The sequence below is a fragment of the Bradyrhizobium sp. SZCCHNS3016 genome (genome assembly GCF_032484535.1).
In the GTDB taxonomy this organism is placed as follows: Bacteria; Pseudomonadota; Alphaproteobacteria; order Rhizobiales; family Xanthobacteraceae; genus Bradyrhizobium.
On record NZ_JAUETE010000007.1, the window covers coordinates 15,623 to 28,211 of the forward strand.

General features: G+C 65.0%; 13 protein-coding genes. 6 read left to right on the forward strand and 7 right to left on the reverse strand.

Annotated elements, in window-relative coordinates; all coding sequences use genetic code 11:
* Nucleotides 1–218 precede the first annotated feature (218 nt).
* Entirely contained in the window at nt 219–1,280 is a 1,062-nt protein-coding gene (locus QW881_RS14945) for a polysaccharide deacetylase family protein (protein WP_315759212.1), read from the forward strand.
* Here the strand turns inward: QW881_RS14945 and QW881_RS14950 are convergent, their stop codons facing one another.
* On the reverse strand, nt 1,281–1,502 hold the full coding sequence (locus QW881_RS14950; protein ID WP_315711497.1) for a DUF2842 domain-containing protein: 222 nt from the start codon (nt 1,500–1,502) through the stop codon (nt 1,281–1,283).
* 102 nt (nt 1,503–1,604) lie between these two features.
* Here QW881_RS14950 and QW881_RS14955 point away from each other — a divergent pair, with 102 nt between their 5' ends.
* Nucleotides 1,605–2,693 carry a COX15/CtaA family protein gene (locus tag QW881_RS14955; RefSeq protein ID WP_315759211.1) on the forward strand — a complete coding sequence of 363 codons (1,089 nt, stop codon included), beginning with the start codon at nt 1,605–1,607 and terminating at the stop codon, nt 2,691–2,693.
* 342 nt (nt 2,694–3,035) lie between these two features.
* A complete protein-coding gene (locus tag QW881_RS14960; protein ID WP_315715219.1) occupies nt 3,036–4,412 on the forward strand; it encodes an IS30 family transposase in 1,377 nt (458 codons plus the stop codon).
* A 459-nt stretch (nt 4,413–4,871) separates the two neighbouring features.
* Here QW881_RS14960 and QW881_RS14965 read toward each other — a convergent pair whose 3' ends face one another.
* Together QW881_RS14965 and QW881_RS14970 are read right to left on the reverse strand one after the other, a co-directional pair.
* Nucleotides 4,872–5,780 carry an amino acid ABC transporter substrate-binding protein gene (locus tag QW881_RS14965; protein WP_315759210.1) on the reverse strand — a complete coding sequence of 303 codons (909 nt, stop codon included), beginning with the start codon at nt 5,778–5,780 and terminating at the stop codon, nt 4,872–4,874.
* A gap of 172 nt (nt 5,781–5,952) precedes the next feature.
* Entirely contained in the window at nt 5,953–6,852 is a 900-nt protein-coding gene (locus QW881_RS14970; RefSeq protein WP_315759209.1) for a LysR family transcriptional regulator, read from the reverse strand.
* A 129-nt stretch (nt 6,853–6,981) separates the two neighbouring features.
* On the opposite strand from QW881_RS14970, the gene QW881_RS14975 reads away from it, so the two are divergent.
* On the forward strand, nt 6,982–7,614 hold the full coding sequence (locus QW881_RS14975; protein WP_315759208.1) for an RraA family protein: 633 nt from the start codon (nt 6,982–6,984) through the stop codon (nt 7,612–7,614).
* Between the two features lie 111 nt (nt 7,615–7,725).
* On the opposite strand, the gene QW881_RS14980 is transcribed toward QW881_RS14975, so the two are convergent.
* Entirely contained in the window at nt 7,726–8,064 is a 339-nt protein-coding gene (locus QW881_RS14980) for a hypothetical protein (protein WP_315750861.1), read from the reverse strand.
* Between the two features lie 240 nt (nt 8,065–8,304).
* Between QW881_RS14980 and QW881_RS14985 the strand changes: the two genes are divergently transcribed.
* Nucleotides 8,305–8,577: a hypothetical protein gene (locus QW881_RS14985; protein WP_316158515.1), complete on the forward strand. Its 273-nt coding sequence runs from the start codon at nt 8,305–8,307 to the stop codon at nt 8,575–8,577.
* A gap of 329 nt (nt 8,578–8,906) precedes the next feature.
* Here the strand turns inward: QW881_RS14985 and QW881_RS14990 are convergent, their stop codons facing one another.
* The 3 genes from QW881_RS14990 to QW881_RS15000 form a co-directional block, all read right to left on the reverse strand.
* Entirely contained in the window at nt 8,907–10,190 is a 1,284-nt protein-coding gene (locus QW881_RS14990; protein ID WP_316158516.1) for an O-acetylhomoserine aminocarboxypropyltransferase, read from the reverse strand.
* 225 nt (nt 10,191–10,415) lie between these two features.
* Nucleotides 10,416–11,000 (reverse strand): CoA-binding protein, encoded by a 585-nt coding sequence (locus tag QW881_RS14995; protein WP_315711509.1) that lies wholly within the window; start codon nt 10,998–11,000, stop codon nt 10,416–10,418.
* 239 nt (nt 11,001–11,239) lie between these two features.
* A complete protein-coding gene (locus QW881_RS15000) occupies nt 11,240–12,061 on the reverse strand; it encodes an enoyl-CoA hydratase (protein ID WP_316158517.1) in 822 nt (273 codons plus the stop codon).
* A 70-nt stretch (nt 12,062–12,131) separates the two neighbouring features.
* On the opposite strand from QW881_RS15000, the gene QW881_RS15005 reads away from it, so the two are divergent.
* Nucleotides 12,132–12,560 carry a PaaI family thioesterase gene (locus QW881_RS15005; protein WP_315827182.1) on the forward strand — a complete coding sequence of 143 codons (429 nt, stop codon included), beginning with the start codon at nt 12,132–12,134 and terminating at the stop codon, nt 12,558–12,560.
* Nucleotides 12,561–12,589 lie beyond the last annotated feature (29 nt).

A 12,589-nucleotide genomic window follows, 5' to 3' on the forward strand; every position in this document is an offset into this window, starting at 1 on the left:
GAAGTCTCAACAAAAGGTAATGGCAATGACTTCGTCCCAAATCGGGAAAGACACAAACAAAGACCTGTTCAAATCGGCATCGGCCACGCGATCTTGACGGCGGATGACCGCTATCATCGGATGGTGGCGACCATGACGCGATGGCGCCATGGTCTGAAAGCATCAGGTGGGCGCGGACGGTCTGGTTTCAAGTGGGATTCGGGGAAGGGGCGCGGGAATTGTCGTCGGACAACAGGTGGCTGCGCAGCGCCCGGCTCGAGCTGGCCTATTTCAGCGGACGCACGCTGCTCGCGTCGCGGGCCACGGGCGGCGCCGGTGCCGTGCTGCGGTTCGAGCGGGTGCGGCCGCGGCGCAAGGGGGCGTTTCAGCCGCTGAAGTGCGCGGAGATCACGCCCGTTTTCCTCGACAAAGTGATCCGGGCGCTGAAGCGCTGGGGCTATGAGATCGTCTCGCTCGACGAGGCCTGCGACCGGTCGGTCCGGCTGCCCGAAAGCCGTCGCTTCGCCTGCCTGAGCTTCGACGGCGCCTCCAAGGACGTGATCACGCATGCCTATCCTGTGCTCGCCCGCCACGGCGTGCCGTTCACCATCTACGTGCCCTCGGCCTTCCCCGATGGGCTCGGCGAGGCCTGGTGGCTGGCGCTGGAGGCCGTGATCGCGCGCGAGGCCCGCATCAGCCTCGTGATCGAGCATCGGGAGCAGCGCTTCAATGTGTCCACGACGGCCGAAAAATACGAGCTGTTCGCCTACCTCGCGGGCTGGCTGCGCAAGCTGCCGCCGGCCGAACTGTCGAACGCGATCCGCGACCTCTGCTCGCGCCACTCGGTCGATCTCGCCGCCCTGAGCCGCGAGTCCTCGATGGACTGGGCCGACATCGCCCGGCTCGCCGCCGATTCCAACGTCACGATCGGCAGCGCCACCGTGCATTATCCCGTGCTCGCCAATCTCAGGGATGCCGACGCCCAGCGCGAGATCACGATGGGCAAGGCGGTGCTGGAGACGGCGCTGCGCCGACCGGTCCGGCACATGGCGTATCCGTTCGGCGACCGCTATTCGTTCCGCCGCAGCGACGTCGTGCTTGCGGAGCAGGCGGGCTTCGTCAGCGCGGCCTCGACGATGCCAGGCGTCGTGCAGAGCGAGGGCCGCACCCATCTGCACATGCTGCCGCGGATCGCCTGGGACGGCCGCTCGCGCTCGCTGCGCGCATTGAAGGTGCTGATGGCCGGCATCACCCTGCCGCGGGAAAAATCCGCGCCGCAGCCGAAGCTCGATCTCGGCTGATCAGCCCTGCTGCCGCTCCGGATCCGGGCGCAGCATCCAGCTCACGATCGGCATCGCCGGCAGCACCCAGCCCATGCCGACGACGACGTAATAGACCGCCTGCAGCCAGCCGGAGTTGGCGATCAGGGGGAATTGCGCCATCACCATGCCCATCATCGACCAGGCGAAGGCGAGCAGGAGCAGCGCGACGGCGCCGATCAGTTTGCGGGTGCGGATCGTCATGACGGGATTGTCAGCCTCGGCTGGGGGCGGCGCGGCTTGCGCGCGATTTCCTCGGGATTATAAGGGCCTGTCAGCCCCGGTTCAATCGAGCGTTCAACGTCCATGACCACGGTTCCCCGCACAAGAGATCTCGCCGCGATCCGCATCTGGCTGCTCGTAGTGGCCGGCCTGATCGCGCTGATGGTGCTGGTCGGCGGCGCCACGCGGCTGACCGAATCCGGGCTGTCGATCGTCGAATGGAAGCCGGTCACCGGCACGTTGCCGCCGTTGTCGGAGCAGGCCTGGAGCGACGCCTTCGCGGCCTACAAGACCATTCCGCAGTACCGGCAGATGAACGCCGGCATGACCCTGCACCAGTTCAGGACCATCTTCTGGTGGGAGTGGAGCCACCGGCTGCTCGGCCGTGTCATCGGCATGGTCTACCTGCTGCCCTTCCTGTGGTTCCTGTGGCGCGGCGCCGTCTCCGGGCCGCTCGGCCGCAGACTGTGGCTGATCTTCGGCCTCGGCGCGCTGCAGGGCGCGGTCGGCTGGTGGATGGTGGCTTCGGGCCTCACCGAGCGCACCGAGGTGGCGCCGGTCCGTCTCGCGACGCATCTCGCGCTGGCGCTGCTGATCTACGCGTCGATCGTCTGGACCCTGCGCCGGCTCGCGCCGCGCGAGGAGGCCGAGGTGCCGGCGCGGCTGCGGCTGACGGCCTGGCTGCTGGTCGGCGTCACCTTCGTGCAGCTCTATCTCGGCGCGCTGGTGGCCGGCCTGCGCGCCGGCCTCGTCTACAACACCTGGCCTGAGATCGACGGCAGCCTGATCCCGAAGGCGGCCAATCTGTGGATCCAGTCGCCGTGGTGGATCAACCTGTTCGAGAATGACCTGACGGTGCAGTTCATGCATCGCATGACCGCCTACATGCTGCTGGCGCTGGCGGCGTGGCACGCCTTCGACGTGATGCGCGCGGGCGCCGGCCGCAACGTCGTGCGCGGCGCGCACCGGCTGCTGGCGGCGATCCTGGTGCAGGCGGTGTTCGGCATTCTGACCTTGCTCGCGCTGGTGCCGATCTCGCTGGCGCTGCTGCATCAGGGCACCGCGATCATCGTGCTGACCTTCGCCGTGCTGCAGGCCGAGCGCCTGTCGCCGCGGCGTACGGCTGTTGTCGCCGTGCCGCAGGCGGCGGTGGCTGCGGGGCAGGTGGGGTAGAGTTTCTCTTCCGTCATTGCGAGGAGCCGAAGGCGACGAAGCAATCCAGAGTCCCGCCCGCGACTCTGGATTGCTTCCGCCTTCGCTCTTCGAGCTTCGGCGGACAAGTCGCTTCGCTCGCAATGACGTGGAGACATCAGTTTTCATCCTCGCGCGCGATCACGCCGAGCTTTGCCGGTCGTTTCACCCTCGAAATGCGCGAGGGCGCGGGGAAGGCCGGATGCCTGGCCGGCACCCATGGCCCGCGTGCAAAGAAAAAAGCACGCGGCGGTCACCACAGGTACGGCCTGGAACACCCGGTGGATTCAATTGGTCGTCGCAACACTCGATGAGGAGGTTGCGATGGGCATTCGAAAGAAACGGTCAACGCGGGGCAAGCTGGGATCATTGGGGCGCCCACCAGTTGCGGGGCGTGCGGAACAGCAGAAATTTTGGCGTGGGATTGCCGCTGGATTGAACAGCGAGAATGCTGCGCTGGCTGCTGGATTATCGGATGCTGTCGGCCCCCGATTATTTCGAAAAGCGGGCGGCGTGGCACCGGCAATGTTCCGACCTTCAGCGAAGCCGCTCTCCGGACGGCACCTCTCCTTTTCTGAGCGCGAAGAGATTGCGCTGCTGAATGCGCAGCGCCATTCTGTACGAGAGATAGCACGGCGCCTCAATCGGTCTCCCTCGACCATCTCCCGTGAACTCGATCGCAATGCAGCCACGCACGGCGGCAAGATGGCCTATCGGGCGACGGCCGCCCAGTGGCATGCAGATCGATCGGCCCGGCGTCCTAAGCCGAGCAAGCTTGCAAGCAACGCCGCCTTGCGCGCTTATGTTGAAGAGCGGCTTGCAGGGTTTGTCGCGCCTCCAGGCGGCGTTCGGCGGAAGGCCGGTCGTGCGGGCTCTAGCCAGGATCAGGGGTGGACGAAAGCGTGGAGTCCCGAGCAGATTGCCCGGCGCTTGCCGATCGACTTCCCGGATGACGAGGCGATGCGCATCAGCCACGAAGCCATTTACCAGGCGCTTTTTGTTCAGGGCCGAGGAGCGCTGAAACGCGAGTTGTCGTCCTGTTTGCGAACGGGACGTGCGCTGCGCGTGCCCCGAGCGCGTACGCGGAAGCGCAGCAAAGGCTTCATATCGCCGGAGATCATGATCAGTGAGCGTCCGGCCGAAGTCGCGGATCGAGCTGTGCCGGGACATTGGGAAGGAGATCTGATCGTCGGCTCCGCCAGCTCGGCAATCGGCACGCTGGTCGAACGCAGCACGCGGTTTACAATGCTCCTACACCTTCCACGGTTGCCGGGGTTTGACGACGGCCCACGTACGAAGGATGGGCCTGCGCTCTCCGGACACGGAGCTGAAGCGGTACGCGATGCGATCACGCGCACCATCGTCACCTTGCCCAAAGAACTCCGCCGCTCGCTAACCTGGGATCAGGGGACCGAAATGGCTCAACACAGTGACCTCAAGATCGATACAGACCTTCAGATCTACTTCTGCGATCCAAGAAGCCCCTGGCAACGTGGCACGAACGAGAACACGAATGGCCTGCTGCGGCAGTACTTCCCGAAAGGTACCGATCTGAGCGTCTACGATGCTGACGAGATCGCCGCCGTGGCCGCAGCGCTCAATTCCCGACCGAGAAAGACGCTAGGATGGAAAACTCCAGCAGAGGCGCTTGACGAGCTGCTGTCACGAATGAAAACACTTGGTGTTGCGACCACCGCTTGAGCCCGCCCCCGGCCTTCCCCGCGCGATGGTTTTAACGCTTATACGCGATCTCCCCGGGGACCGGGCTGTCTTGCCCCCGTCACCTCATGCGATGCGTGAGCACCGACACGAGACTTAGCGCCAGCGTCGGGGCGCCAGGACCACGCGATTTCGCCGTCCGTGACACGCCGCTCGTCCGCGCAAGCTTGAAGCCCGCGCACGGCCCGCCACGTCCACCGCATTCCCAATCCCACGCAACTGGACGATCCGGAAGCGCCCCTCGGCTGGACAGGAACAAACGCAGAATATGCTGATTTGCCGAAGTTGGCAAGGGCGACGTTGCGAGAAGCCGCAAGACAATCTGCCGTCAGGAGTGCCGCCGCCGCTGATCTTGGCAATAGCCGAGGGCCGTCCGTCGCAGGCGACTGCGGCGGATGAGGCTAGTCTCCGCCGCTGCTGTTGGCCCTGACATCGCGAGCTTCAATCGGGCGCATACGCGTCCGGGTCGGGACTGCTGCTGGGCGACTTGAACGCGGCGCGTAAGGGAGCCGGCATCGGGTAGTTGAAGTTGATCCCGGTCGGCGGCACGGGTGACTCGAACCACTTCTTGTAGAGCGCCTCGATGGCGGGGCTCTGATAGAGCTCGGCCGTGACGCGATCGGCGATGGCCTTGAACGGCGCATCGTCCTTGCGCAGCATGATGCCGAAAGGTTCGGGCTTGGAGAATGCGTCGCTGCTGATCATGTACGCCGCCGGGTCCTTCGACCGCGCGATGGCGACCGCGAGCTGGACGTCATCGAGCACATAGGCCTGAGCCCGGTCGGTCTCCAGCATCAGGAACGCTTCGGCCTGATCCTTGGCCGGCACGATGTTGATGCCGAGCTTGCGTTCGACATTGACCTTGTTCAGCTGCGCGATATTGGTCGATCCGGCGATCGCGACGGCCGTCTTTCCTTTCAGGTCGTCGATCGTCTGGAGCGAGAGCGACTTCTTGGCTCCAAAGCGTGTGGCGCTGAGAAAATGCGTATTGGCAAAGGCCACGAGTTTCTGGCGCTCGGCGTTGTTGGTGGTGGAGGCGCACAAGAGGTCGATCGTGCCGTTCGTCATCAGCGGTATGCGATTGGATGACGTCACCGGGACGGTTTCGATCGTGAGGTTAGGAAGCCCAAGCTCCTTTTTGACCGCTTCCGCGATCCGGGCGCAGATGTCGAGCGCGTAGCCCACCGGCTTCTGGTTGCCGTCGAGATAGCTGAACGGCACCGACGATTCCTGGAAGCCGATCGATATCCTGTTTGTCTCCTTGACCTTCTGGAGCGTGCCCGTCAGCTCCTCGGCGCCGGCGGCGTTTGCAGCGAGCGCTGCCGTCAGCAGAAGTCCCCAAATGCGCATCAAAGCCTCTCCTCGCAGCAATCCTCTTCGCGCGTGCAGCGTTGCACGCGCAGCGGCGATGCAGCCTCGCTGCCTCCGGCCTGGATGAAAAGGGATAAAACCGCCTTCTTTCTCATTCCTGGAGGTGATGGATCGCCGCGCCGGGCGTCGTCGCCGGGTTCACATGCCCGGTCTAACCTTCGAGTTGACGGCCGAAATCGCAGGTCTGGCGCGCCAGATCCGCTACGGCGGCCGCGAAGGCCGAGGGTCTGTCGTTGCGATACATGGCCGCATAGGGCACGGCAGGCAGCGTCGGCTTGACGGGCAGGATGACCAGCTTCTTCTGCTCGAAGAGAGGACGAAAACAGCGTTGCGGAAGATAGCTGATGCCGAGGCCGGCCACGGCGAGCCCGACCAGCGCGGTCAGATTGTCGACTGAGATGGCGCGCTTGAAGGAGACGCCGTTGGCCGCGAGCCATTTGTTGACGAAGAGGCCGGAGCCCGAGCGACGGCCCTGCATCAGAATCGTATGATGACCAAGCTCGTCGAAATCGAGGCTCCGGCGCGATCTGACCAGGCCGGGGCGCGCCGTCCACACGTTCTGCACTTCGGCAAGCCGCAGCGACGTCACCTCCGGGTCAGAGAAGACGTCCGGGATGACGACGAGATCGAGGCTGCCCTCGATCAGCCGATCGTAGAGGCTTCGGGAGGTTTCGACTTCAGGCTCGATCATCACCGCCGGATGGGCTTCGCGAATGGCCGAAACCAGACGCGGCAGCCATGTCAGCGCTGACAGCTCCGTCGCCCCAAGCCGCAGACGGCGGGCCGGTGACTGCCGGCCGTCCTTCAACTCCAGGATCTGGTCCTGCAACGCCAACATCTGTCGGCCAAGAGCAAGAATCTGCTCGCCACGTTCGGTCAGACGAGCCCCGCGCTGGCTGCGATCGAACAGCGGAACGCGCGCGGAGGCCTCGAGCTCCTGGATGCGCTTCGAGATCGCCGATTGCGTCGTGTTCAGCTTGGCCGCGGCGCGTTCGAACGTGCCGAGCTCCGCGATCCAGTTCAAAGCTTCTAGCTGCTTCAGGGTGACCATGTTCGCATTCAAAAAAGAGATGGATCGATATCTCCATTTATCGGTTTTCTGAATTCAAGGCGAGTCCTACACCGCCGAGGCGGGGCGCCATCGAGCGACGCTCTGGACTGTGCAAGACGGGGAGCGAGAATGGGTGAGGGACAAGCGCAGCCTGGTGCGCCGATCGATGCGGCGGTCGTCGCCGCGTTCAAGAGCGTTTCCACGGCCGTGATCAGTGACAACCTTCAGCGGTTGCCTGGTGCAGCCAGTCTACGGCCATTCTATACGGGCTCGCCGATGGCCGGGATCGCGCTGACCGTGAATACGGCGCCGGGGGATAATCTCTTCATTCATCGCGCGCTCGATCTCATCACGCCTGGCGACGTCCTCGTCGTCAATGGCGGAGGCAACGAGACGCGGGCATTGGTCGGCGAGATCATCGCCGCCATCGCGAGGGAACGCGGCGCGGCCGGGATCGTCGTCGACGGTGCGATCAGGGATTCCGGCGTGCTGATGAATTCCGACTTCCCCGTGTTCGCGCGTGCGGTCAATCACCGTGGCCCCTACAAGAACGGTCCGGGTGCGATCAACGTGCCGGTGTCGATTGGCGGCATGATCGTCACGCCAGGCGATATCGTGGTTGCCGACGCCGACGGAGTGGTCGCTTTCGCGCCGGCGATCGCATCCGAACTGCTCGAGTCCGCCCGCGCGCAGGAGCAGCGTGAAGCCGAAATCCTGGCGAGCATCCGCGCGGGGCGCTATGGCGGTGCCTACGCAAAATAGGCGTCTATTGCGGTCATCCGTACGAGCCTTGGCGGTATGCGGGAGCTCGTCCTTGTCGTCCCGGATGTCGCTTCGCTCATCCAGGCTACTTACATGCCAACGGCACCCCGCTCAGCAATACCCGTACACGCCGCACGCGTAGGGCAGGCGGAACATGTAGTTGGTGTAGCCTTCGCCGCCGTAATAGGGGCCCTGGTAGTCGTAGGAGAAGGCGCGGCCGTAATAGCCGGGCAGCTCCTGGCGGCCGAACAGCAGCGGCGTCGAGGGCCACATCGGGGAGATCAGCGAGTCCTGGTCCCTGACGACGACGACCGTCGGCGGCGGCGCTCTCACGGCGCGGCGGGCCTTGGTGTGCACGATCTTGTCGTGGACGGCCGGCAGGTCGGCCGCGAGCACGACGCCGTTCGCCGCGATGGCCGCCAGCAGCATCATGATCACCAACGTTCGCATCCTGCTCTCCTCGACTTCTGTTCGGGTGGCGTCGGCGCTTCGCGATACATCCACCGCTGCTTTCACGCGGGTCCGGAAGGCGATTCCACAGGCGGCAGGATGAGCCGGGTATGGTTAACGAAATCCTTCCGGCATCCGACAGTTGGCTGCAATCATCCGTAGAAGGACGGGCATTTTCAGCTTTTGTTAAGTTCTGCGGGTGCAAGCTTACTGCTGCCGGCGATTTTGAAGGTCGGCCGAATGCAGCCCGGCCGCTGCGTCCGGGCGCGAAAACCTCTGCTGCATTTCATCAGAGTCTCAGACCAGAAGGTTTCGAGCATGTCGGTGATCATGTTTTCGGCGTCGGCGCGCCAAAATCTCCAATCACGGACCGGCTCAGTCAACGCTGAACTCGCTGCCATCGACGAGGGCGCCGCAGGACTGCAGGCGCTGTCGGCAAGCCGGCTGATCGCGGCCTCCGCGCTGCCACTGGCCGGCCAGATGCACGCGCGCCTGTTGCAGCTGATGAGATGATCACCTGGAGTTAACGAGGGCGCGGTCCGAGAAGCCGGCAACGGCCCGGCCGTGGGACGAAGGAGAGCGCGGAAGCCCAGGGGGCCGCCCGCGCTCTCTTTGTTTTCGGGGCCGCTTGCTGTCTCAGCCGTCAGTTACTCGTCATGCGCGGGCTTGTCCCGCCTGCGGGGCCGAAGCCCCTTCGGCGCGGCGACGGCCCGCGCATCCACGTCGTCATTGCCGGGGCGAAGACGTGGATGGCCGGGACAAGCCCGGCCATGACGTGGTGAGAGATGCGCTCGTCACGCCGCACGCCGATGCGCGGCGCGATCCGCAGAGCGAAACGCGCCTTACGCGCTCAGCGCCTGCTCGAGGTCGGCGATCAGGTCTTCCTTGTCCTCGATGCCGACGGAGATGCGGACGATGTCGGGGCCGGCGCCGGCCTTGATCTTGGCGGCGTCGTCGAGCTGGCTGTGCGTGGTCGAGGCCGGGTGGATGACCAGCGAGCGGGTGTCGCCGACATTGGCGAGATGCGAGAACAGCTTCAGGTTCGACACCAGCTTGACGCCGGCGTCGTAGCCGCCCTTGAGCGAGAAGGTGAACACGGCGCCGGCGCCCTTCGGGCAGTATTTGCGCGCCAGCGTATAATACCTGTCCTCGGGCAGGCCGGCGTAGTTCACCGAGGCCACGCCGGGATGCTTGCTGAGATATTCGGCGACCGCCTTGGCGTTGTCGCAGTGCTTCTGCATGCGCAGCGGCAGGGTCTCGATGCCGGTCAGGATCATGAAGGCGTTGAATGGCGACAGCGCCGGTCCGAGATCACGCAAGCCCAGCACACGGCAGGCGATGGCGAAGGCGAAATTGCCGAACGTCTCGTGCAGGCGAATGCCGTGATATTCCGGTCGCGGCTGCGTCAGCATCGGATATTTGTCGCCGCTGCCGGCCCAGTCGAAGGTGCCGGCGTCGACGATGACGCCGCCGATCGAGTTGCCGTGGCCGCCTAAGAACTTGGTCAGCGAGTGCAGCACGATGTCGGCGCCGTGATCGATCGGGCGGATCAGATAGGGCGAGGCCAGCGTGTTGTCGACGATCAGCGGCACGCCCGCCTTGCGCGCCACCTGCGCGACCGCCTCGATGTCGGTGATGGTGCCGCCGGGATTGGCGATCGACTCGATGAAGATCGCCTTGGTGCGCGGGCTCACCGCCGCCTCGAAGCTCGCGACGTCATCGGTGTCGGCCCACACCACGTTCCAGCCAAAGCTCTTGAACGCATGCGTGAACTGGTTGATCGAACCGCCATAGAGTTTTCGCGCGGCGATGAACTCGTCGCCGGGGGACAGCAACTGCTGCAGCGCCACGACCTGCGCGGCATGGCCAGAGGCCACGGCCAGCGCGGCGGTGCCGCCCTCGAGCGCAGCGACGCGCTCCTCGAGCACGGCGTTGGTCGGGTTGCCGATGCGGGTATAGATGTTGCCGAACGCCTGCAGCCCGAACAGCGAGGCGGCGTGGTCGGCATCGTTGAACACGAACGACGTGGTCTGATAGATCGGCGTCGCCCGCGCGCCGGTGGTCGGGTCGGGCTGGGCGCCGGCGTGAATGGCGAGGGTGGCAAATCCCGGGCTACGTTCGGTCATGGTGTTTCCTCTTGGCTTGATCCGTTGCGCGCCGGCGCCGGCTGGCGCAGGGATCGATGATGGGAGACGGTGTCGATAGCGCGCATCGTGCGCCTCCGCGTCATCCCGGCGGAGGACATTTGCCAGCGGCCAGGATGGCGTCAAGGCTGCCGGCGCCGATCGCTCCGATTTGAAATGCGCTGCTGTGTCGCGCCGTCGTCGCGACACGTTCCTTTCGCAGATGCGTCAGGCGGGATCGCTTCTGTCCTTCGCGGCGCGGTCGGCCGCGGCCGTCGTGCCGCCGCCGACGCTGGTGCGGTTCAGCGACAGCCGCATCCCTTGCGTCGGGATCGGCGCGCGCTTGGCGCTGATGGTGCGCGAGTTGACGCCCATCCAGGAGATCTCCGACGACAGCCGGCCATATTCGATCTTGGGGCAGCGGTTCATCACGACCTTCAGTCCAGCGGCCTCGGCTTTTTCGGCCGCCGCATCGTCACGCGCGCCGAGCTGCATCCAGATCACCTTCGGCAAAGGTGAGAGCTTCAGCGCCTCGTCGACGACGGGCATGATGTGCTGCGAGCTCCGGAAGATGTCGACCATGTCGAGCGGGCGGCCAATGTCGGCGAGCGAGGCGACGAAGGGGCGGCCCATCAGGCTCTTGCCGACATGGCCGGGGTTCACCGGGATCATGTCGTAGCCGCGCTGCACCAGATATTTGAAGGCGAAGAAGCTCGGCCGGATCTCCGACGGCGAGGCGCCGACCATCGCGATCACCTTCACGCCGTTGAGAATGCCGCGGATGTAGTCGTCGGGATAGGTGTCGTGATTCATGAGCGGTGCAATCTGTTAGTTGCTGTCATTCCGGGGCGTGCGCAGCACGAGCCCGGAATCCATACTCCCGATCGTGGTTATGGATTCCGGGCTCGCCCTTCGTGCGCCCCGGAATGACGAGCCAGTTTCAGTTTCTGTCATTGCGAGGAGCACTTGCGACGAAGCAATCCAGGGGCTCGGGCGGGACTCTGGATTGCTTCGCTGCGCTCGCAATGACGAAGGAGAGAGCAGGGCGAGCTTCACTCGTCCCGCCAATTCGGCGTCCGCTTCTCGATGAAGGCGCCGATGCCTTCTTCCGCGTCGCGGGCGAGCATGTTTTCGGTCATCACCTCTGCCGCATAGCGATAGGCGTCGGCAAGGCTCATCTCGGCCTGGCGGTAGAATGCCTCCTTGCCGAGCTTGATCGTATAGGCCGATTTGCGCGCCACTTGTTGTGCCAGCGCAATCGCGGTGTCGCGTTCCGTGCCGGCCGTGACCACGCGGTTGACGAGGCCCAATTCGCGGGCGCGGACAGCGGGAACCGGCTCGCCGGTCAGCAGCATCTCCATCGCCTGCTTGCGGGGTACGTTGCGCGACAGCGCCACCATCGGCGTCGAGCAGAACAGGCCGATGTCGACGCCGGGCGTGGCGAACGAGGCGCGCTCGGAGGCGACGGCGAGATCGCAGCTCGCGACCAGTTGGCAGCCGGCGGCGGTGGCGATGCCCTGCACGGACGCGACAACCGGCTTGGGCAGATGCACGATCGCCTGCATCATCGCACTGCAGGCGTTCATCAGCCGGGCGAAGAAGGCGCGGCCGCGGTCGGCCTCGCTGCGATGCGCGGTGAGTTCCTTGAGGTCATGGCCGGCACAGAACGCAGGGCCATTCGCCGCGATCACCACGGCGCGCACGGCCTTGTCGGCGCCGATCTCGGCCAGGGCCCGATGCAGCTCTGCGATCAGCGGCTCCGACAGGCTGTTGCGCTGTGCCGGGCGGTTGAGCGTGAGCACGGCGACGGGGCCCGCCATCTCGCGCAACAGAATCGGCGTATCGGCGGCGTCGGCGAGGGCAGGGACGGACATTGCGATTTCCATATGGGCGCATCGATGCAGCTAATGTAACAGATGAGCAACGACGAGAGCAGGGGGAGAGATGACGGCGAAGATGACCATCGCGGAGCTGGAAACGTTCCTGCACGCGGAATTTCCCCAGGCGTTCCGCACCGGCGGTGACATTTCGATCGAGAGCGCCGACGGCAAGAGCTGCCGGATGCGCCAGCGCTTCAATGAGCGCATGTTGCGCCCCGGCGGCACCGTCTCCGGGCCGACATTGATGGCGCTGGCCGATTTCGCGATGTACGTGGTGCTCTTGTCGGCGATCGGCCCGGTCGGTCTTGCCGTGACCACGAATCTCAACATCAACTTCCTGCGCAAGGGCGCGGCCGGCGCCGATGTGCTGGCGGAGGCGCGGCTGCTCAAGCTCGGCAAGCGGCTCGCGGTCGGCGAAGTCACGCTGCTGTCAGGGGAATCGCCCGATCCGATCGCCCATGTCACGGCGACCTATTCCATTCCGAATGCGTAGGGTTTTCGAGGGTATTATTGCACCATATT